This window comes from Streptomyces sp. NPDC090108 (genome assembly GCF_044747185.1).
In the GTDB taxonomy this organism is placed as follows: domain Bacteria; phylum Actinomycetota; class Actinomycetes; order Streptomycetales; family Streptomycetaceae; genus Streptomyces.
Map to the genome: position 1 here is coordinate 371,839 of NZ_JBIVDQ010000001.1, position 20,428 is coordinate 392,266.

Here is a 20,428-nt window from a genome sequence, read left to right on the forward strand (position 1 = left end):
CCTGAATTTACTTGGACGTCCTAGTAAATGTCGATGGGCAACCGCCGTACGACACCCGTACGGCGGTGGAGGCGGGCCTCCGCTGGTGGAATCCGGGCCTTCGCCCCCTAGGCCTTCGCGACGGCGGGCGCGGCGCCCTCGACGCGGGCGTCCAGCTCGCGGCTGATCTTCCGCTCGACGAAGAACGCGGCGGTGGGGATCGTGCCGGCCAGCAGCACCCACAGCTGCTTGCCGACCTTCCACCTGGCCTTGGAGCCCAGGTCGAAGGCGAAGACGAGGTAGACGACGTACAGCCAGCCGTGGGCGATGGCGACGACCCGGGTGAAGTCGGCGGCACCGTCGATGTGGAGGCCGTACTTCGCGATCATGCCCAGGCACAGGAGGACCAGCAGGACGCCGGTGAGGTAGGCCAGGACCCGGTAGCGGGTCAGCACGCTCTTTTTCATGCCGACGAGCGTAACCACCCGTTCCGGGAGATCTTGCCCCGGGTCACTTCTCGTCGAAGTCGTGTGCCGCCACCCGCAGCGGCCGCAGCATCGCGAAGATCTCCGCGCACTCCTCCGCGTCGTACACCCCGAGCCCGAAGTCCATGGCCATCAGGTCGCGGGTCGCGTCGTCGACCACCTCGCGCCCCTTGTTGGTGATCACGGCGAGGGTGCCGCGGCCGTCCTTGGGGTTCGGCTGCTTGGCCACCAGACCGGACCTGACCAGCCGGTCCACGGTGTTCGTCACCGACGTCGGGTGCACCATCAGCCGCTCGCCGATCTTGGACATCGGCAGCGCGCCGGTCTTGGAGAAGGTGAGCAGCACCAGCGCCTCGTAGCGCGCGAACGTCAGTCCGTACGGCTTGACCACCGCGTCCACCTCGGCCAGCAGGATCTGCTGCGCCCGCATGATCGAGGTGATGGCGGCCATCGAGGGCACGCCTCCCCAGCGCTGCTTCCACAGCTCGTCGGCACGGGCGATGGGGTCGAAGGGAAGTCCGAGAGGCTTGGGCACGTCTCCAGACCCTACCGGCCGGTCATATGCCCGGGGGCTCCCGTCTCGTTCTTCGGTCACCCGGCGGCCGCGCCGGGCGGCCGCCGGAACGGCGCAGGTGCAGGCGGACCGCGCGCTGCGCGACCGGACCCAGCTCCTCCAGGGCCGCCGCGACCGCGCCGAGCTGCTCCAGGGCGTCCAGGGCCGCGTGCGCCCCGGCCCGGTCGACGCCGTCGTACAGCTCGATGCCGACGAAGGACGCGGCGACCGCGCGGGCGAGTCCGGCGGGGTCGGTGAACTCCTCGAACCGGGTCCCGGCGAGCACCCGGCGCAGCACCTGCTCGATCTCGGCGATCCACAGGTCGAGTCCGGCCGTCGTGGCGGGGCCGAGACCGGGATGGGTGGAGGCACCGGCGAGCAGCTGGCCGAGCAGGGCCACATGACCCTCGGCGCGCTCCTGCTCGTGTATCTCGCGCCCGGCGGCGAGGAGCTCGGACAGGGAGCCGACGGCGGCGAGCCGGGCGCGGTGGCGGGCCACGGCCTGCTCGGCGCCGTACCGGCAGGCCGCGGCGAGCAGCTCGTCCACCGAACCGAAGTGGTAGAAGACGAGCGCCTGGTTGACGCCGGCGACGGCGGCGACCGTACGGCCGGACGTCTTGGCGATGCCCTGCTCGGTCAGCACCCGCAGGGCACCCTCCAGCAGCTTGGTCTTGGTCTCCTGGGACTTGGCGGTCTCGGCCCGCACGGGCTCGCTCCTCGCCGTCCCCGGTCTCCGCTCCGCGCTCATGTGCGCGCCTCCTCCCGAACCGGACGCTCCAGGGTGCGCAGGACGCACGGTACGCCGGTCTGGATGACGGGGGTGCGCAGACAGCGGCGGGCGGCCGGGGTGGAGGCGAAGGGGGCCTTGAAGAGGGCCAGGGAGAGGAGAAGCATCAGCAGCAGCGGGCAGAGGTAGGCGACGGCCGCCGTGAGCGGGCCGAAGGCGCGCAGGAAGGGCCCGCGGCCGAGTCCGGCCAGGCACACGGTGACGATCAGGGAGCGGACGGCCAGTTCGGCCAGCCAGTTGGCCAGGGCGCGTTCGGGGGTGATGCCCCGCTCCAGCCACAGCCGCAGCCGGTCGAAGGACCAGGCGGTGGCCCAGCCCATGAGGGGCCGGACGAGCAGGCGGTCGGCGACGGTGCCCGCGGCGCCCCAGCGGGGGCGGTGGTCGTAGGCGGCGAGGAACTGCACGCCGTGGGCGTCGGACACGCAGCTCCAGTAGCCGCTGCTCTCGGCGAGCGGGGAGAGCGGATGGGGGCAGGCGAGGCGGAGCGCGGAGGTGCGGGTGCCGTCGGGGTGTTCCCGGTCGCCGGCGGTGACCCCGGTGCCGGTCAGGGTGAGGAACGGCAGCACCCGGACGGCGTAGCGGAAGCGCTGGGGTTCGCCCTCCGCGCGCGGGAGGTGGGTGAGCCGGGTGAACCGCAGGTCCCAGCGCTGCTGCCGGGCGGGGTCCTGGGTGTGCGCCCAGAGGTCGTCCAGGTCGGCGCGGATACGCGTCTCTATGTAGAGACCCATGGTGTTCCCCCACGTCAGGCTCATGTTTGAGCAACCGCTCAAGACATCCTGAGGGAACGTACACCGCGTCGAACGGAGCCTCAAACAGCGGGGACGGAAAAAACCCCGGCCCAAGAGGACCGGGGTGCGGGCTGGTTGACCGCGCGTCCGCCGCCGGCGCGCGGCCGGGGGCGCGGACGCCGTGCGGTCGGCGCGCAGGCGCCGGGCGGCTAGCGCGCGAGGTGGCGTGCGGCTAGCGGGCGAGGTGGCGTTCGACGGTCTCGACCTTGGAGGTGAGTCCGTCGGTCACGCCGGGCCGGATGTCGGCCTTGAGGACGAGCGAGACGCGCGGGGCGCGGGCCTCCACGGCGGCCACGGCACGCCGGACGACGTCCATGACCTCGTCCCACTCCCCCTCGATCGAGGTGAACATGGCGTCCGTGCGGTGGGGCAGGCCGGACTCGCGGACCACGCGGACGGCGTCGGCGACGTACTCCCCGACGTCCTCGCCGACACCCAGGGGCGTCACGGAGAAGGCGACGATCACGCGTTCACTGTCCCTTCCTGGCCGGCACGGGCGGCGGCGACGGCGTTCTCGGACTCGCGGCGCAGCCTGCGCTCGGCGAAGAAGCCGCCGGTGGGCAGGACGGAGAGGACGAAGTAGAGGGCGGCGGTGCCGAAGCTCCACTTCGCACGGTTCCAGGCGTCCGCCCAGAAGAGCACGTACAGGACGAACAGCACGCCGTGGACCATGCCCATCACGGGCACCGCGTTGAAGTCCGTGGTCCGCTTCAGCACCGAGCAGACGAGCAGGACGATGAAGGACACGGCCTCCGGCGCCGAGACCAGTCGCAGGCGTCGGATGGCGGATGCAGTCTTGAGGTCCACGGTTCACCTTCGGTGGGGAGTCGCTGAGCGCGCGGTCGCTTCGTGATCGGCTTTCGAATGCTCTGATCACGTCTGATCTGCTCCATGATCCGTTTTGTGAACGGAAGCACAAGCGTCCCCCATTGTGGCAAACGGCGCCCCTAGGGGTGCGCTCAGGGTCGCGCTCCACCCGTGGGCCCTGTTCCCTCCACCCGGCGGGCCGCTACTTTCACAGCGTGGCGATGTTCCGACTCCAGGGCAGCAAGGTGCTCGCCGTCGACATGACCGGGGACGCCGTGAAGGCGAAGAACGGCTCGATGGTCGCGTACGACGGGCAGATGGCCTTCAAGAAGCTGAGCGGCGGCGGCGAGGGGCTGCGCGGGATGGTGACCCGGCGGCTCACCGGCGAACAGATGACGGTGATGGAGGTGAAAGGACACGGGACCTGCTGGTTCGCGGACCGGGCGTCCGAGATCAATCTGGTCGGCCTGCGCGGCGACACGCTCTACGTCGAGTCGAGCAACCTCCTGGCGACCGACGCCGGGCTCAGAACGGGCACGACCTTCACGGGACTGCGCGGCGCCTCGCAGGGCAACGGGCTGTTCACCACGACCGTCGAGGGGCACGGCCAGGCGGCGATCGTCTCGGACGGCCCCGCGGTGGTGCTGCGGGTCAGCCCGCAGCACCCGCTGACCGTCGACCCGGGCGCCTACATCGCCCACCAGGGGAACGTACGGCAGTCCTTCCAGTCCGGCGTGACCTTCCGCACCCTCTTCGGGGAGGGCGGCGGCGAGGCCTTCCAGATCCGCTTCGAGGGCGACGGGCTGGTGTACGTGCAGCCCAGCGAGCGGAACACGATCGCGGGGGATCTGTGAGATGAGCTTCCGGGAGATCAACTCCAAGATGGTCGAGGCGACCGTGCTGCCGGGGCAGCGGCTGTTCAGCCAGCGCGGGGCGATGCTCGCCTACAAGGGGGACGTGTCCTTCACCCCCAGCCTCCAGGGCGGCCAGGGCGGCCTGATGTCCATGATCGGGCGGCGGGTGGCCGGCGAGGCGGCCCCGCTGATGACCGTGGAGGGCAGCGGCACGGTCTACTTCGGGCACGGCGGCCATCACGTGCAGGTCATCGGTCTCACCGGCGACACCCTGTACGTCGAGGCCGACCGCCTGCTCGCCTTCGAGGGCACCCTCCGGCAGGGCACGATGTTCATGGGCTCGCAGGGCGGCGTGATGGGCATGGTGCGCGGCCAGGTCACCGGGCAGGGCCTGTTCACCACCACCCTCCAGGGGCACGGCTCGGTGGCCGTGATGGCCCACGGCGGTGTCTTCGAGCTGCCGGTCACCCCGCAGCGCCCGGTCCACGTCGACCCGCAGGCCTACGTGGCCCATCACGGCGACCTCCGCAACAAGCTGTCCACCGCGCTCGGCTGGCGCGACATGGTGGGCCGGGGCTCCGGCGAGGCGTTCCAGCTGGAGCTGAGCGGCAGCGGCACGGTGTACGTCCAGGCGTCGGAGGAGAAGCTGTGAGCGCGTACGGAACCCCCGGCGGCCCCGTGGTGTGGGACCCGTCGACCCTGCCCGTCGACGACAACGTGAACAAGTACACGTTCTGCGTGGAGCTCAAGGGCGGGCAGTGGTTTCTACAGAAAGGGAAGATGATCGCCTACTACGGGGCGATCGAGTTCAACGGCGTCGGACACGGCCGGCTGGACCGTCTGGTCCGGACCTCGTTCCATTCGCCACTGCACGCGAGCGACTGGGTCGTGGCGGAGGGCTCAGGCCGCATGCTGCTCGCCGACCGGGCCTTCGACGTGAACTCGTATGACCTGGACGACGGCAACCTGACCATTCGCTCGGGCAATCTGCTCGCTTTTCAGCCAAGTCTCGCGCTCAAACAGTCGATCGTGCCGGGCTTTCTGACACTCATCGGAACCGGAAAGTTCGTCGCCGCCTCGAACGGGCCGGTGGTGTTCATGGAACCGCCGATCCGGGTGGACCCGCAGGCGCTGGTCGGATGGGCCGACTGCCCCTCGCCGTGCCATCACTACGACCACGGCTACATGACGGGCGTGATGGGCGGTCTACGTGCGATGACGGGTCTGGGCGGGGCCTCCGGGGAGGAGCACCAGTTCGAGTTCGTGGGCGCCGGGACGGTCCTGCTCCAGTCGAGCGAGACCCTCATGGCCGAGCAGGCCACGGGTGCGGTGCCGGCCGAGCCGGGGGTACCGGGAGGCGGCGGAACGGCTCCGACCGGGCACGCTGCACAGCAGCCGGGGGTACCGCGCCTTCCCGGACAGCTGGGGGACCTCCAGCGTCGCTTCGGGCTGTGAGCGGTAGTCTGCGGAGTGTGACGTCGAACGCGTGCGCACGTCACACCACCCGAAGTAGTTCGTCATTCAACTTCTTAGGTAGACTTCATTCATGGAGACCGAGACGGCCACGCGCTGGCTGACCGATGCGGAGCAGTGCGCCTGGCGCACCCACCTGGAGGTCAACAGGCTGTTGACGTACCAGCTCGAAAAGGATCTGCAGCCGTTCGGGCTGACGATGAACGACTACGAGATCCTCGTCAATCTGTCCGAGTCGGACGACGTGCGGATGCGGATGAGCGACCTCGCCTCCGCCACCCTCCAGTCCAAGAGCCGGCTCTCCCATCAGATCACCCGGATGGAGAACGCCGATCTCGTGCGGCGCGAGAACTGCGAGTCGGACCGCCGAGGTCTGTACGCCGTACTGACCGAGCACGGTCTGGAGACGATGAAGAAGGTCGCGCCGCACCACGTGGCATCCGTGCGCCGGCACTTCATGGACCTGCTGACGCCCGAGGCCCTCATAGAACTGGACAAGTCGCTCAAGCCGATCGCCGAGCACCTGCGGGGACAGCGCGGCCGCCCCTGAGCCGGCGGCGGCAGCCACCTGGATCCCGGGTCCGGCCCGGAAGCCCGGGGCTGCCGCCGGCCCCCGGGCATCGGCCCCAGGAGGCAGGGGCCCGGACGCAGGGGACCAGTCAGGCGGTGCGGCGGGAGCGAACGCCGAGGGCCTGACGCGGGGGTCGGTTCAGGCGGTGCGGCGGCGGCGCGGGCCCGCGAGCAGCGCGGCCACCAGGGCCACCCCGCCCGCCAGCAGGAAGCACACCGCGAGCGGCAGGGCGCCGATCAGCAGCCCCGCCACCATGGCGCCGCCCGAGTTCCCCGCGTTCACGGCCATGTTCACCCAGGCCCCGGCACGGGTCCGGGAGCCCTCCCCCGCCGTCTCGTCGGCCAGCAGATAAGCCGTCGTCAGCGCGGGGGCGACGAAGGCACCCGCACAGCCCATGGCCGCCGTCAACGTCCACACGCCGGGCGCGAGTCCCGCCGCGGCGACGACCAGCCCCAGACCGGCCGCGAACCAGGCCAGCCGGGTGCGGGCGGAGCCACGCCAGTCGACGGCGCCGTTGACGAGGCCGCCCACCGCGCTGCCCGCGGAGAGCGCTCCCAGCACCCACGGCACCAGGGCGGTGTCGTAGGAGCGCGCGGCCATGAACGCCATCACCAGCAGTTCCACCCCGCTGAGCGCCAGCCCCACGCCGGCGGCCACCACGACCGGGGGCAGCATGCCGCGCAGGGGCCCGCGCCCTTCCCGGCGGCTCCCGGGACGCACGCCGGCCAGCGCCGGGGACATGACGAAGGCGCCGGTTCCGGCGACGACCAGCAGCGCGCTGAGCGGGATGCCGGCCGCCGGGGGCGCGAAGCGCACCAGCACGCCCACCAGCGCCGGTCCGGACACGAAGATCAGCTCCTCGGCGACGCCGTCCAGGCTGTAGGCGCGGCGCAGCAGATGCCGGTCGTCGACGAGTCCGGCCCACAGGGCGCGCATGGTGGGTCCCAGCGGGGGCGCGCAGGCACCCGCGAGGGCGGCGGCCCCGGCGATGAGCGGCGCCGGCGCCCCGGGCCGCCAGACCAGGGCCGTGAGGACGCACAGCAGGAGGCCGTAGCAGGCGGCCATGGGGAGCAGGGCGCGGCGCGGGCCGTGGCGGTCGATCAGCGACGCGCGCACCGGCATCAGGAACACCATGGCGCCGCCGAACAGGCTCATCACGGCGCCGGAGACGGCGAGCGAGCCGGTGGCCCGGGTGACGGACAGCAGCACCGCGAGCGGGGCGATGCCGTAGGACAGCCGGGCGCTCAGAGCGGCGGCGAAGGTCCGGCGCGCGTGGGGGACGCGCAGCACGGCGGCGTACGAGGGGCGTTCGGGCAGGGCGGCGCGCGCTGAAGTGGGCGCGGACATGGGCGGGTTCCTCACGTGCGGCAGGACGAGGGGACACGTGTGCGCCGCGCCGGCCGACGAGGGGCCGGACGCGCGGCGCGGGTCCGCGCTCTATGCCAGGAGGAGGAACATGCGGGTCAACTTAGCAGCGGTGCCCCGGCGTTGCCCAGGGCACGGGCCCGCCTCGGCGTCCTACCCCGGGCGCGTCCCGCCTCGGCCGCACGGGCGACGCCCGGAGGCCGGCCGACAGGGCCGCCGGGTGCGGGCGCCGGGTGCGGGTGCCGGACGGGACCGGGCGGCGTTCCGCCCGCCCCGTCAGGGTGCCGTCCGGCCGGACGGCACCCTCAGGGCCGCAGGCGGAACGGACTCCGGGCCCACGGCCGGCACAGCCCCTGCCGGAGCGGAACAGGGCGCCGCACACGGGTACCGCGCCTGCCCCGCCGGAGCCGGGCCCCGGGGGTCCGGCCGCCGTCCGGACGGGTCCGGAGGGCCGTTCGGGCGCCGGGGCCCGCGGGGCTCAGCTCTCGGTCAGGCCGGTCACCAGTTCGTCGGCGGCGCGGTAGGGGTCCAGGTCGCCGGAGACGATGCGTTCCGCGAGGGCGCTGAGGCGGCGGTCGCCGTGCAGGTCGCCGATGCGTTCGCGCAGCGCGGTGACGGCGATGGTCTCGACCTCGCGGGCGGCGCGGGCGCGGCGGCGTTCGGTGAGGACGCCGTGCTCCTCCATCCAGGCCCGGTGCTTCTCCAGGGCCTCCACGACCTCGTCGATGCCCTCGGCGCGGGACGCGACCGTCCGGACGATGGGCGGGCGCCAGTCGCCGGGCCCGCGGGACTCGCCGAGGCCGAGCATGTGGTTCAGCTCGCGGGCCGTGGCGTCGGCGCCGTCCCGGTCCGCCTTGTTGACGACGTACACGTCGCCGATCTCCAGGATCCCGGCCTTGGCCGCCTGGATGCCGTCGCCCATGCCGGGGGCGAGGAGGACGACGGAGGTGTCGGCCTGGGAGGCGATCTCCACCTCCGACTGCCCGACGCCGACCGTCTCGACCAGGATCACGTCGCAGCCCGCCGCGTCCAGGACACGGATGGCCTGCGGGGCCGACCAGGCGAGGCCGCCGAGGTGGCCGCGGGTCGCCATGGAGCGGATGTAGACGCCGGGGTCGGAGGCGTGGTCCGACATGCGGACCCGGTCGCCGAGCAGTGCCCCGCCGGAGAACGGTGAGGAGGGGTCGACGGCCAGGACGCCGACCCTCCTGCCCTGCTTGCGGTACGCGGTGACGAGCGCGGAGGTGGAGGTGGACTTGCCGACGCCCGGGGAGCCGGTCAGACCGACCACATAGGCGTTGCCGGTCAGCGGGGCGAGTGCCGCCATGACCTCCCTGAGCTGCGGGGACGCCCCCTCCACCAGGGAGATGAGCCGGGCCACGGCCCGGGGCCGGCCTTCCCTGGCCTGGGCCACCAGAGAGGAGACGTCCTGCATCGCACAGCTCCGTTCACTTCACCGACGTAACGACGTACAAGGGACGATCAGGCCTTCGGCACCCGCACCACGAGCGCGTCGCCCTGGCCGCCGCCGCCGCACAGCGCGGCCGCGCCCACACCGCCGCCGCGCCGCTTGAGCTCCAGCGCCAAGTGCAGCACGAGACGGGCGCCGGACATGCCGATCGGGTGACCCAGCGCGATCGCGCCGCCGTTGACGTTCACCTTTTCCGTGGAAACGCCGAGGTCCTTCATTGACTGCACGGCGACCGCGGCGAAGGCCTCGTTGATCTCGATGAGATCGAGGTCGGCGACCTCCAGGCCCTCCTTCTTCAGGGCGTGCAGGATGGCGTTGGACGGCTGCGACTGGAGCGAGTTGTCGGGGCCCGCCACGTTGCCGTGGGCGCCGATCTCGGCGAGCCACTCCAGGCCCAGCTCCTCGGCCTTGGCCTTGCTCATCACGACCACGGCGGCGGCGCCGTCGGAGATCTGGGAGGCGGAGCCGGCGGTGATGGTGCCGTCCTTGGCGAAGGCCGGGCGCAGCTTGCCGAGGGACTCCGCGGTGGTGTCGCCGCGGATGCCCTCGTCCTTGCTGAACAGCACCGGGTCGCCCTTGCGCTGCGGGATCTCCACCGGCGTGATCTCGGCCTCGAACAGGCCGTTCTTCTGCGCGGCGGCGGCGCGCTGGTGCGAGAGGGCGGCGATCTCGTCCTGCTCGGGGCGCCGGATGCCGAGGCGGGTGTTGTGCTTCTCCGTCGACTCGCCCATGGCGATGCCCTCGAAGGAGTCGGTCAGGCCGTCGTACGCCATCGCGTCGAGCATCTGCACCGCGCCGTACTTGTAGCCGTCGCGGGACTTGGGCAGCAGGTGCGGGGCGTTGGTCATGGACTCCTGGCCGCCGGCCACGACGATGTCGAACTCACCCGCGCGGATGAGCTGGTCGGCGAGCGCGATGGCGTCGAGGCCGGAGAGGCACACCTTGTTGATGGTGAGCGCGGGGACGCTCATCGGGATGCCCGCCTTGACGGCGGCCTGGCGGGCCGGGATCTGGCCGGCGCCGGCCTGGAGCACCTGCCCCATGATCACGTACTGCACCTGGTCGCCGCCGATGCCGGCGCGGTCGAGGGCTGCCTTGATCGCGAAGCCGCCGAGGTCGGCCCCGGAGAAGGACTTCAGCGAGCCCAGCAGCCGACCCATGGGCGTGCGCGCGCCCGCGACGATCACCGAGCTGGTCGAACCGGAAGTTCCAGAAGACATGAGCTGCGATCCCCTTACCGGCCTGCACAGCCGAGGAGTGAACGAGGGTTTACTTCGAATGTACTGACCGGTGCGCGAGGCCGTCATCGTCCTTACGGTGTGATCGCGCGCACGTTGCGTAACCATCCGCGGAGCGCTGCACTGAATCCATGCTGACGCGAATCGACCACATCGGGATCGCCTGTCACGACCTCGACGCCACCGTCGAGTTCTACCGCGCGACCTACGGCTTCGAGGTGTTCCACACCGAGGTCAACGAGGAGCAGGGTGTGCGGGAGGCCATGCTCAAGATCAACGAGACCTCGGACGGCGGCGCCTCCTACCTCCAGCTGCTCGAACCGACCCGCGAGGACTCCGCGGTCGGCAAGTGGCTGGCGAAGAACGGAGAGGGCGTACATCACATCGCCTTCGGCACCGCGGACGTGGACCAGGACGCCTCGGACATCCGCGAGAAGGGCGTACGCGTGCTGTACGACGAGCCCCGACGCGGTTCGATGGGGTCGAGGATCACTTTCCTGCACCCGAAGGATTGCCACGGAGTCCTGACAGAACTGGTCACTTCGGCCCCAGTTGAGTCACCTGAGCACTGACCGGCGTACATAAGGGCCGGTAGGGTTGGGGGCGGTCGTCTCCGCAGTCGGGGGACGGCCGTATGCCGGGGTCCGGATTTTCGGGGGACGAGCGTCGGGGGCAGCAGCCCATGCTCCGTCGTTGATCTGACACCATTCCCCGGGGGCCCCGTTCGGCGGATGGACGGGGCTCGTTGCAGAAGCTCACCAGGGGACGGATGGGACCGCGCAGTGCGGGGCTACGAGAGCCAGGAGCGAGAGCCGGCGGCTGACGTCGACCACCTCTCTCGGTTCGAGGCCGAGATGAAGCGGCTGAAGACCGAGCGGGAAAAGGCGATCCAGCACGCCGAGGACCTCGGCTACCAGGTCGAGGTGCTGCGTGCCAAGCTTCACGAGGCGCGCCGCACTCTGATGACCCGGCCCGCCTATGACGGCGGCGACATCGGCTATCAGGCCGAACAGCTGCTTCGCAATGCCCAGATGCAGGCCGACCAGCTGCGTCAGGACGCCGAGCGGGAGCTGAGCCAGGTACGGGCACAGACCCAGCGGCTCCTTCAGGAGCACGCGGAGCAGGCGGCCCGGCTCCAGGCCGAGCTGCACCAGGAGGCGGTGAACCGCCGCCAGCAGCTGGACCAGGAGCTGGCCGAGCGCCGGCAGACCGTCGAATCGCACGTCAACGAGAACGTGTCCTGGGCCGAACAGCTGCGCGCCCGCACGGAGTCGCAGGCGCGCCGGCTGCTGGAGGAGTCCCGCGCGGAGGCCGACCAGGCCATGGCCGCGGCCCGGGCGGAGACCGAGCGGCTGACCCGCGAGGCCCGTGAGCGGCTGACCGGCGAGGCCGAGGCGGCCCGCGGGGAGGCCGAGCAGATCCTGCGGCGCGCCCGCACGGACGCCGAGCGGCTGCTGAACGCCGCCTCCACCCAGGCCCAGGAGGCCGCCGACCACGCCGAGCAGCTGCGCAGCTCCACCGCCAGCGAGTCGGACGCCGCCCGCCGGCAGGCCGGCGAGCTGAGCCGCGCCGCCGAGCAGCGGATGGCGCAGGCCGAGGAGGCGCTGCGCAAGGCGCAGTCGGAGTCCGAGAAGCTGCTCGCCGAGGCCGAGACGGCCGCCGCCAAGGCGCTGTCGAGCGCCGAGGCCGCCAACGAGACGCGGACGCGTACGGCGAAGGAGCAGGTCGCCCGCCTGGTCGGTGAGGCCACCAAGGAGGCCGAGACCACCCGGGCCGAGGCCGAGCAGGTCATCGCCGACGCGCGCGCCGAGGCCGAGAAGGTCCTCGCGGAGGCCGGCGAGAAGGCCCGCAGTGTCACCGCCGAGGAGACGGCCAGCCAGCTGTCGAAGGCGGCGCGGACCGCCGAGGAGGTCCTCAACAAGGCGTCGGAGGAGGCCCGGAAGACCACCCGGGCGGCCGCCGAGGAGGCCGAGCGGATCCGCGGCGAGGCCGAGTCCGAGGCGGACCGGCTGCGCGCCGAGGCCCACGACATCGCCGAGCACCTCAAGGGCGCGGCGAAGGACGACACCAAGGAGTACCGCGCCAAGACGGTCGAGCTCCAGGAGGAGGCCCGCCGGCTGCGTGGCGAGGCCGAGCAGCTGCGCGCCGACGCGGCCGCCGAGGGCGACTCGATCCGGGCGGAGGCGCGCCGCGAGGCGGTCACGCAGATCGAGGAGGCGGCGAAGTCCGCCGAGGAGCTGCTGGGCAAGGCCAAGGCGGACGCCGACGAGCTGCGCAAGTCCGCGACGGCGGACAGCGAGAAGGTCCGCACCGAGGCCATCGAGCGGGCGACCGCGCTGCGCCGGCAGGCCGAGGAGACCCTGGAGCGCACCCGCGCGGAGGCGGACAAGCTCCGCGAGGAGGCCGGTGAGCGGGCCGAGTCGGTCACGGCGGACGCCGAGCAGGCCGCGCGCGAGCTGCGCGAGGAGGCCGAGCGTGCCGTCGAGGCGCGGCGCGAGGAGGCCGCCGGCGAGCTGACGCGGCTCCAGACGGAGACCCAGGAGCGGCTGGAGGCGGCCGAGCAGGCGCTCACGGACGCCCGCGAGGAGGCGGCCCGCATCCGCCGGGAGACCGGTGAGGAGTCCGAGCGGCTGCGCTCGGAGGCCGCCGAGCGGATCCGTACGCTCCAGCAGCAGGCCGAGACCGAGGCCGAGCGGCTGCGGGACGAGGCCGCGTCGGACGCGTCCGCGTCGCGCGCCGAGGGCGAGGCCGTCGCCGTACGCCTGCGCTCCGAGGCGAGCGTCGAGGCGGAGCGGCTGAAGACGGAGGCGCAGGAGACCGCCGACCGGGTGCGCGCGGAGGCGCAGGCCGCCGCCGAGCGGCTCGGCGCGGAGGCGTCCGAGACGCTGGCCGCCGCCCAGGAGGAGGCCGCCCGCCGCCGCCGCGAGGCGGAGGAGCTGCTCGGTGGCGCCCGCGAGGAGGCCGACCAGGAGCGCGAGCGGGCCCGCGAGCAGAGCGAGGAGCTGCTGGCCTCGGCGCGCAAGCGCGTGGAGGAGGCGCAGACCGAGGCGACCCGGCTGGTCGAGGAGGCCGACCGGCGCGCCGCGGAGATGGTGTCCGCCGCCGAGCAGCACGCCCAGCAGGTGCGGGACTCCGTCGCCGGGCTGCACGAGCAGGCGCAGGAGGAGATCGCCGGGCTGCGTTCGGCCGCCGAGCACGCGGCGGACCGTACCCGCAGGGAGTCCGAGGAGGAGGCGGACCGGGTCCGCTCCGACGCGTACGCCGAGCGGGAGCGGGCGAGCGAGGACGCCACGCGGCTGCGCCGCGACGCGAACGAGGAGTCGGAGGCCGCCAAGGCGCTCGCCGAGCACACGGTCGCGGAGGCGGCGTCGGAGGCCGAGCGGCTGCGCTCGGAGGCCTCGGAGTACGCCCAGCGCACGCGCACGGAGGCCTCCGACGCCCTGGCCGAGGCCGACCAGGCGGCGTCCCGCACCCGGGCGGACGCCCGGGAGGACGCCAACCGCATCCGCTCGGACGCGGCGACGCAGGCGGACACCCTCATCACCGAGGCCCGCAACGAGGCGGAGCGGCTCCAGAACGAGACGATCGCCGAGGCCGACCGGGTACGCACCGACGCGCTGACCGAGGCCGACCGGCTCCAGACGGAGACGGTCACCGAGGCCGAGCGGGTGCGCACCGAGGCGCTGGCCGAGGCCGACCGGATGCGCGCGGAGTCCGTCGCGGGCGCCGAGCGGATGCTGTCGGAGGCCACCGGCGACGCGGAGCGGCTGCGTGCCGAGGCCGCCGAGACGGTCGGTTCGGCCCAGCAGCACGCGGAGCGGCTGCGCGGCGAGGCCCGGCGGCTGCGCGCGGACGCGGAGACGGAGACCGAACGGCTCGTCAACTCCGCGCGCGAGGAGGCCGAGCGGACGCTCGACGAGGCGCGCAAGGACGCCAACAAGCGGCGTTCGGAGGCGGCCGAGCAGGTCGACACGCTCATCACGGAGACCGCCGCCGAGGCGGACAAACTGCTCGCGGAGGCCCAGCAGCAGGCGCAGAAGACCACCGCCGAGGCGGAGGCGCAGGCCGACACGATGGTGGGCGCGGCCCGCAGCGAGGCCGACCGGATCGTCGCCGAGGCGACGGTGGAGGGCAACAAGCGGGTGGAGAAGTCCCGTACGGACGCGGACGAGCTGCTCGTCGGCGCGCGCCGGGACGCCACCGCGATCCGGGAGCGCGCCGAGGAGCTGCGCGACCGGATCACCGGCGAGATCGAGGACCTGCACGAGCGGGCCCGCCGCGAGGCCGCCGAGACGATGAAGTCCACCGGCGACCGCTGCGACGCGCTCATCAAGGCGGCCGAGGAGCAGCTGGCCAAGGCGGAGGCCAAGGCGAAGGATCTGGTGTCGGAGGCCAACTCCGAGGCGGGCAAGGTGCGCATCGCCGCCGTGAAGAAGGCGGAAGGCCTGCTGAAGGAGGCCGAGCAGAAGAAGGCCAAGCTGGTCAAGGAGGCCGAGGACCTGAAGGCCGAGGCGGTCCGCGAGGCCCGGGCCACGGTGGAGGAGGGCAAGCGGGAGCTGGAGGTCCTGGTGCGCAGGCGCGAGGACATCAACTCCGAGATCTCCCGGGTCCAGGACGTCCTGGAGGCGCTGGAGTCGTTCGAGGCGCCGGGCGGCAAGGACGGCGGGGTCAAGGCGGGCGCGACCGTGGGGGCCCCTCGTTCGGGTGGGAAGTCCTCGGACGGCTAGCGCGGTGAGGTGGATTCCATGTCTCCTGGGGGGCTTTGACCAAGTATTTGGCAAGCTGTCCAGGAGTCAGCCACCCGAAAGTGGTGTCATTCTCCAGATCAAACACGTATCCGCTCGATGACACACCGCTTCGGCCCCTAGGATTCCACCTATCACCTCACCGGTCTCATTCGACAGGAACCCCATGAGCGACACTTCCCCCTACGGCTTCGAGCTTGTGCGGCGTGGGTACGACCGCGCTCAGGTGGACGAACGGATCTCCAAGCTCGTCTCCGACCGTGACAGTGCTCTCGCCCGTATCACCGCGCTGGAGAAGCGCATCGAGGAGCTCCACCTCGAAACACAGAACGCCCAGGCACAGGTCACCGACGCCGAACCGTCGTACGCGGGTCTCGGCGCGCGGGTCGAGAAGATCCTGCGCCTCGCCGAGGAAGAGGCGAAGGATCTGCGGGAGGAGGCGCGGCGCGCGGCCGAGCAGCACCGCGAGCTCGCCGAGTCCGCGGCCCAGCAGGTCCGCAACGACGCCGAGTCCTTCGCCGCCGAGCGCAAGTCCAAGGCCGAGGACGAGGGCGTCCGGATCGTCGAGAAGGCGAAGAGCGACGCCTCGCAGCTGCGTTCCGAGGCGCAGAAGGACGCGCAGTCCAAGCGTGAGGAGGCGGACGCCCTCTTCGAGGAGACCCGTGCGAAGGCCGCTCAGGCCGCCGCCGACTTCGAGACGAACCTCGCCAAGCGCCGCGAGCAGTCCGAGCGCGACCTGGCCTCGCGTCAGCAGAAGGCCGAGAAGCGCCTGGCCGAGATCGAGCACCGCGCCGAGCAGCTCCGCCTGGAGGCGGAGAAGCTGCGCACCGACGCCGAGCGCCGCGCCCGCCAGACGGTGGAGACGGCTCAGCGTCAGGCCGAGGACATCGTGGCCGACGCCAACGCCAAGGCCGACCGGATCCGTTCGGAATCCGAGCGCGAGCTGGCCGCCCTGACCAACCGCCGCGACAGCATCAACGCCCAGCTGACGAACGTCCGCGAGATGCTCGCCACGCTCACGGGTGCCGCGGTGGCCGCCGCCGGCGCACCGGTCGAGGACGAGCCGATCTCCCGCGGTGTTCCGGCGCAGCAGTCCCGGTAGGACCCGCACACGCACGGGGTGACGCCGTGAGGGGCGGTGGGAGATGCTCCCACCGCTCCTTTCGTGTGCGCGGGGCGACCAGCAGCGGGCGTCCAGCAGTGGGGCGTCCGGCGCCGCAGGGTGTTCAGCAGTCATCGGGGAGACACCCCGCCTCCGGCCACCCTCGGTGAACCTCTGGCTTTACTTTCTCTTGAGCGGAACCGTCAGCGCACCGATATCCTCCTAACCCTTACGGGGGGCGTGTGCCCCGCTGTCCTGAACCTGCCGATGGGTGCGGAGCATGATCGAGGCTGCAGGCCTGACCAAGCGGTACGGCGACAAGACCGCCGTGTACAACCTTTCCTTCCAGGTACGCCCCGGTGCGGTGACCGGCTTCCTCGGCCCCAACGGCTCGGGCAAGTCGACCACCATGCGGATGATCCTCGGGCTGGACAACCCGACCTCCGGATCGGTGACCATCGGCGGCCACCCCTACCGCAGACTGCCCAACGCCCCCCGCCACGTCGGCGCGCTGCTCGACGCCAAGGCGGTGCACGGCGGCCGGACCGCCCGCAACCACCTGCTCAGCCTCGCCCAGCTGTCGGGCATCCCGGCCCGGCGCGTCGACGAGGTGCTCGGGGTCGTCGGCCTCCAGGACGTGGCGCGGAAGCGTTCCAAGGGCTTCTCGCTCGGCATGGGCCAGCGGCTCGGCATCGCCGCGGCCCTGCTCGGCGATCCCCAGGTGCTGCTCTTCGACGAGCCGGTCAACGGCCTCGACCCCGAGGGCATCCTGTGGGTCCGCAACCTGATGAAGGCCCTCGCCGCCGAGGGCCGTACGGTCTTCGTCTCCTCGCACCTGATGAGCGAGATGGCGCTGACCGCTGACCACCTCATCGTCATCGGGCGCGGACAGCTGCTCGCCGACATGAGCGTGAAGGACTTCATCTCCGCCAACTCCGCCGACTTCGCGCGCGTGCGCACCCCCGACACCGAACCGCAGCTGCGCGAGAAGCTGACCTCCGCGCTCACCGAGGCCGGCGGGCACGTCCTGCCGGAGCAGGACGGCGCGCTGCGGGTGACCGGGCTGGCCCTGCCCCGCATCAGCGATCTCGCGCACGAGGCGGACGTACGGCTGTGGGAGCTGTCGCCGCACCAGGCCTCGCTGGAGGAGGCGTACATGCGGATGACGCAGGGCGCCGTCGACTACCGCTCCACCATCGACCAGAAGGCCGGCCTCCAGCAGCCGCTGCCGCCGGGCGTCCAGCCGCCCATGCCGGTCCCCGGCCAGGGCCAGCCCGGCTGGTACGCGCCGCCGCCGCCCCAGCAGGGCGGACAGCCCTTCGCGCCGCCGGTTCCCTACGGCGCCCCGGGCGCGGGCGCACCGCACCCCTACGGCGCCCCGGGCGCGGCTGCCCCGCATCCGTACGGCGGCGCCCCCGGCGTCCCCGCCGCGAACCCGTACGCGGCCCCCGCCGCCCCCGCCGTGCCTGTCGCGCCCGCCGTGCCTGTCACCCCCGCCCCGCAGGCCCCCGCGGCCCCGCAGGCCGCGCCCGCGGTACCGCCCGCGCCGGGCCAGCCCCCGGTGACCGCACCCGCGCCCGCGCCCGCGCCCGCCGCCCCGACCCAGCCCGAGGACGCCCGATGAGCACGCATCAGCCCCCGACGCCGCAGGCCCCCGCCGCCGTGCCCGGCGGGGCGTACCCCGGTTACAGCTCGCCGATCCCGGTCGTGCGCACCCACCTCGGGCACGCGCTGGCCTCGGAGTGGACGAAGATCCGGACGATGCGCTCGACGATGTGGACGCTCGGCGTCTTCGTCCTGCTCGTGATCGGCGTCGGCCTGCTGGCCGCCGCCGCGGTCAGGGACGAGGGCGGCCTGAACGGCGACGGCGCGCTCTCCCTCGGCTTCTTCGGCCTGCTGGTCGGCATGATGTGCATCATCACGCTGGGCGTGCTGACCACGGCGTCCGAGTACGGCACGGGCATGATCCGTACGACGATGACCGCCTGCCCGACCCGGGGCCGGGTGCTCGCGGCCAAGGCGATCGTGTTCACCACCCTCGCCTTCGTGGTCACGGTCGTCACCGTGTCCTTCGTGGCGGTGGTCCAGACGTCCATGCTCGGGGACCAGGCGCTGGCGCCGTCCGGTTCGCAGTGGCTGAAGGCCACCTTCGGCATCAGCCTCTACATCGCGCTGCTCGGGCTGCTCTCGCTGCTCGTCGGCTCGATGATCCGGCACTCGGCGGGCGCCATCACCCTCATGATCGGCGCGGTGCTCGCGCCCCTCGTGCTCGCGCTGTTCATGAACGCCACATCGCTGGAGAAGGTGCAGCAGGCCCTGCTGGAGTACTCGATCCCGAGCCAGATGGGCGTCTTCTACGACAACACCCTGAGCCACTCCGGACCGACCGGCTGGGACCCGCTGTGGATCATCCTGGGCATCACGGCGGCGGCCTACGCCGGTGCCTACGCCCTGCTCCGGAGCAGGGACGTCTGACCCGGCCTGGAGCTCCTCGGCCGGCGCCCGGCCCTCAGAACCTCGGCGCGTTACGGGACCGCTGCACCCGCGTGGTGCGGCGGTCCCTGGCGTTCCAGCACGCCTTGTGCCAGTGCCTGCGGTCGTCCACGCCCGCGTGCTCCGGCCACGCCACCACGTGCGGCACACCGGAGGGGATCATCTGGTCGCAGCCCGGACAGCGGTAGGTCTTGCCCACGGCGCTCGCCCCGGCGACATGGCGCACGCTCCACTCGTCGCCCTGCCAGTTCTCCGAGGACTGCCAGCCGCCGTACCGGCCTGCCGGATCGTCCTCGGCGCTCCGGCCTGACGAACCGGGTGCCTTCGAACGGTTGCGACGCGGGGACACGGGACACCTCTCGGGCGGTACGGGGGCACGGGCCACATCCAGCCTACGCGCAGCGCCCGGGGGTACGCGTAGGCCACCAACCCGCACAAGTCCCCTTCCGAGGCGACCGGTTCTCCGACAATCCGGAAATCTCCCCGCCAGGCCGTGTCCTGAGCACATGTCGGCCGGTTATGCCCGGTGGGGGAGCTCCGGTCGGAGCCGAGGAAGCAGGAAAAGCAATGCGCGTAGGTAGTTTTGTGCTGGCGGCCCAGTTCCCGGGCCAGGGACCCGGGGAGGCCCTGCACCGGGCGGTCAGGTCCGCCGAGGTCGCCGAGGAGTCCGGGCTGGACGCGGTATGGCTGGCCGAGCACCACTTCGTGCCGTACGGCACGTGCCCGTCCGCGATCACGCTGGCCGCGCTGCTGCTCGGCCGCACCCGCCGTATCCGCGTCGGCACGGCGGTGAGCGTCCTGCCCACCGCCCACCCGGTCGCCCTCGGCGAGCAGGCCGCGCTGCTGCACCTGACGAGCGGCGGCAGGTTCACGCTCGGGGTGGGGCGCGGCGGCCCGTGGGTGGACCTGGAGGTGTTCGGCGCCGGGCTCCAGGCCTACGAGCGCGGCTTCCCGGAATCACTCGATCTGCTGGTGCGCTGGCTGCGCGAACCGTCCGTGGCGGCCTCGGGCGAGCGGTACCGCTTCCGCGAGGTGCCCGTCGTACCGCGCCCCTCGGAGGCGCTCACCGAGGCGCCGGGACCCGAGGTCGTCGTCGCCTGCACCTCGCCGGGCAGCGTCCGGCTGGCGGCCGAGCGCGGGCTGCCGATGCTGCTCGGGATGCACATCGGGGACGAGGAGAAGGCCGACATGGTGGCCCTGTGGCGGCGCTGCGCGCGGGCCGCGGGCCGGCCGGCCGAGGAGACCGAGGACGCGGCGCACGTCTCGGCGGGCGTCTGCCAGCTCGCGGACCGGCGCACCGACGCCGTGGAGACCCTGCTGAAGGCGATGCCGGGCTGGCTGAAGCAGGGGCTGGAGGCCCATGTGACGGTGGACGGCCGGATGCGCTCGATGCGCGACCCGCTCGCCTACACCGAACTGCTCTGCGGGCTGCACCCGGTGGGCACCCCGCGGCTGGCCGCCGACCGGCTCGCGGCCACCTCCGAGCGCACCGGCATCTCCCGCTTCGCCCTGCTGACCGAGGGCTCGGGCGATCTCGCCGCGACGGAGGAGAACCTGCGGCGCCTGGGCGCCGAGGTACTGCCCCAGCTGCGATGACCGGCCGCGGACGTGCGGGTGCCGGGCAGCGGCACGGACGCTCAGGGCGCCGCTGACCGGCCGGACGCGGCCGGGGGGCTTGCCACCCCAGTACTGGATGCACCTCCCGCGGGTGGAGCGG

The 20,428-nt window shown here is 72.6% G+C and carries 20 protein-coding genes; 10 read left to right on the top strand and 10 right to left on the bottom strand.

Annotated features, from left to right (window positions below; all coding sequences use genetic code 11):
* Positions 1 to 107: 107 nt before the first annotated feature.
* The 6 genes from ACIPRD_RS01560 to ACIPRD_RS01585 all read right to left on the bottom strand — a co-directional run bounded on the left by ACIPRD_RS01560 (position 108) and on the right by ACIPRD_RS01585 (position 3,399).
* Positions 108 to 446, bottom strand: coding sequence for a DUF3817 domain-containing protein (locus tag ACIPRD_RS01560; protein WP_401559019.1), 339 nt, complete (start codon positions 444 to 446; stop codon positions 108 to 110).
* 43 nt (positions 447 to 489) lie between these two features.
* Positions 490 to 999, bottom strand: coding sequence for a MarR family winged helix-turn-helix transcriptional regulator (locus ACIPRD_RS01565; RefSeq protein ID WP_401559022.1), 510 nt, complete (start codon positions 997 to 999; stop codon positions 490 to 492).
* Between the two features lie 22 nt (positions 1,000 to 1,021).
* Entirely contained in the window at positions 1,022 to 1,723 is a 702-nt protein-coding gene (locus tag ACIPRD_RS01570) for a TetR/AcrR family transcriptional regulator (RefSeq protein ID WP_401559024.1), read from the bottom strand.
* Between the two features lie 38 nt (positions 1,724 to 1,761).
* A complete protein-coding gene (locus ACIPRD_RS01575) occupies positions 1,762 to 2,532 on the bottom strand; it encodes a hypothetical protein (protein WP_356405324.1) in 771 nt (256 codons plus the stop codon).
* Between the two features lie 232 nt (positions 2,533 to 2,764).
* On the bottom strand, positions 2,765 to 3,058 hold the full coding sequence (locus ACIPRD_RS01580) for an MTH1187 family thiamine-binding protein (RefSeq protein ID WP_356405326.1): 294 nt from the start codon (positions 3,056 to 3,058) through the stop codon (positions 2,765 to 2,767).
* Complete coding sequence (locus ACIPRD_RS01585) at positions 3,055 to 3,399, bottom strand: DUF3817 domain-containing protein (RefSeq protein ID WP_356405328.1); 345 nt, start codon at positions 3,397 to 3,399, stop codon at positions 3,055 to 3,057. Before ACIPRD_RS01585 ends, ACIPRD_RS01580 begins: the two co-directional genes overlap by 4 nt.
* 221 nt (positions 3,400 to 3,620) lie before the next feature.
* Here ACIPRD_RS01585 and ACIPRD_RS01590 point away from each other — a divergent pair, with 221 nt between their 5' ends.
* The 4 genes from ACIPRD_RS01590 (at position 3,621) to ACIPRD_RS01605 (ending at position 6,276) form a co-directional block, all read left to right on the top strand.
* The gene (locus ACIPRD_RS01590; protein WP_401560004.1) at positions 3,621 to 4,253 is read left to right on the top strand and encodes an AIM24 family protein; all 633 of its coding nucleotides are present in this window, start codon (positions 3,621 to 3,623) and stop codon (positions 4,251 to 4,253) included.
* 1 nt (position 4,254) lies between these two features.
* Positions 4,255 to 4,905, top strand: coding sequence for an AIM24 family protein (locus ACIPRD_RS01595; RefSeq protein ID WP_356405330.1), 651 nt, complete (start codon positions 4,255 to 4,257; stop codon positions 4,903 to 4,905).
* Positions 4,902 to 5,708, top strand: a complete 807-nt coding sequence (locus ACIPRD_RS01600; RefSeq protein WP_401559029.1) for an AIM24 family protein — start codon at positions 4,902 to 4,904, stop codon at positions 5,706 to 5,708. The genes ACIPRD_RS01595 and ACIPRD_RS01600 overlap by 4 nt, the downstream gene beginning before the upstream one ends.
* A gap of 91 nt (positions 5,709 to 5,799) precedes the next feature.
* Positions 5,800 to 6,276, top strand: a complete 477-nt coding sequence (locus tag ACIPRD_RS01605; protein ID WP_356405334.1) for a MarR family transcriptional regulator — start codon at positions 5,800 to 5,802, stop codon at positions 6,274 to 6,276.
* Between the two features lie 159 nt (positions 6,277 to 6,435).
* Here ACIPRD_RS01605 and ACIPRD_RS01610 read toward each other — a convergent pair whose 3' ends face one another.
* From ACIPRD_RS01610 to ACIPRD_RS01620, 3 genes are all read right to left on the bottom strand, one after another.
* Entirely contained in the window at positions 6,436 to 7,644 is a 1,209-nt protein-coding gene (locus ACIPRD_RS01610; protein WP_401559032.1) for an MFS transporter, read from the bottom strand.
* Between the two features lie 496 nt (positions 7,645 to 8,140).
* Positions 8,141 to 9,097 (bottom strand): methylmalonyl Co-A mutase-associated GTPase MeaB, encoded by a 957-nt coding sequence (gene meaB / locus ACIPRD_RS01615; RefSeq protein ID WP_356405338.1) that lies wholly within the window; start codon positions 9,095 to 9,097, stop codon positions 8,141 to 8,143.
* 47 nt (positions 9,098 to 9,144) lie between these two features.
* The gene (locus ACIPRD_RS01620) at positions 9,145 to 10,353 is read right to left on the bottom strand and encodes an acetyl-CoA C-acetyltransferase (RefSeq protein ID WP_401559035.1); all 1,209 of its coding nucleotides are present in this window, start codon (positions 10,351 to 10,353) and stop codon (positions 9,145 to 9,147) included.
* Between the two features lie 149 nt (positions 10,354 to 10,502).
* Here ACIPRD_RS01620 and mce point away from each other — a divergent pair, with 149 nt between their 5' ends.
* From mce to ACIPRD_RS01645, 5 genes are all read left to right on the top strand, one after another.
* On the top strand, positions 10,503 to 10,943 hold the full coding sequence (gene mce / locus ACIPRD_RS01625) for a methylmalonyl-CoA epimerase (protein ID WP_356405342.1): 441 nt from the start codon (positions 10,503 to 10,505) through the stop codon (positions 10,941 to 10,943).
* Positions 10,944 to 11,153: 210 nt separating this feature from the next.
* Entirely contained in the window at positions 11,154 to 15,098 is a 3,945-nt protein-coding gene (scy, locus tag ACIPRD_RS01630) for a polarized growth protein Scy (RefSeq protein WP_356405344.1), read from the top strand.
* Positions 15,099 to 15,282: 184 nt separating this feature from the next.
* A complete protein-coding gene (locus tag ACIPRD_RS01635; protein WP_356405346.1) occupies positions 15,283 to 16,218 on the top strand; it encodes a cellulose-binding protein in 936 nt (311 codons plus the stop codon).
* 280 nt (positions 16,219 to 16,498) lie between these two features.
* On the top strand, positions 16,499 to 17,842 hold the full coding sequence (locus tag ACIPRD_RS01640) for an ABC transporter ATP-binding protein (RefSeq protein ID WP_401559040.1): 1,344 nt from the start codon (positions 16,499 to 16,501) through the stop codon (positions 17,840 to 17,842).
* Positions 17,839 to 18,693, top strand: a complete 855-nt coding sequence (locus ACIPRD_RS01645) for an ABC transporter permease (protein WP_356405350.1) — start codon at positions 17,839 to 17,841, stop codon at positions 18,691 to 18,693. Before ACIPRD_RS01640 ends, ACIPRD_RS01645 begins: the two co-directional genes overlap by 4 nt.
* A 34-nt stretch (positions 18,694 to 18,727) precedes the next feature.
* Here the strand turns inward: ACIPRD_RS01645 and ACIPRD_RS01650 are convergent, their stop codons facing one another.
* A complete protein-coding gene (locus ACIPRD_RS01650) occupies positions 18,728 to 19,060 on the bottom strand; it encodes an ATP/GTP-binding protein (RefSeq protein ID WP_356405352.1) in 333 nt (110 codons plus the stop codon).
* 218 nt (positions 19,061 to 19,278) lie between these two features.
* Between ACIPRD_RS01650 and ACIPRD_RS01655 the strand changes: the two genes are divergently transcribed.
* Positions 19,279 to 20,307 carry an LLM class flavin-dependent oxidoreductase gene (locus tag ACIPRD_RS01655; RefSeq protein WP_401559043.1) on the top strand — a complete coding sequence of 343 codons (1,029 nt, stop codon included), beginning with the start codon at positions 19,279 to 19,281 and terminating at the stop codon, positions 20,305 to 20,307.
* Positions 20,308 to 20,428: the final 121 nt, after the last annotated feature.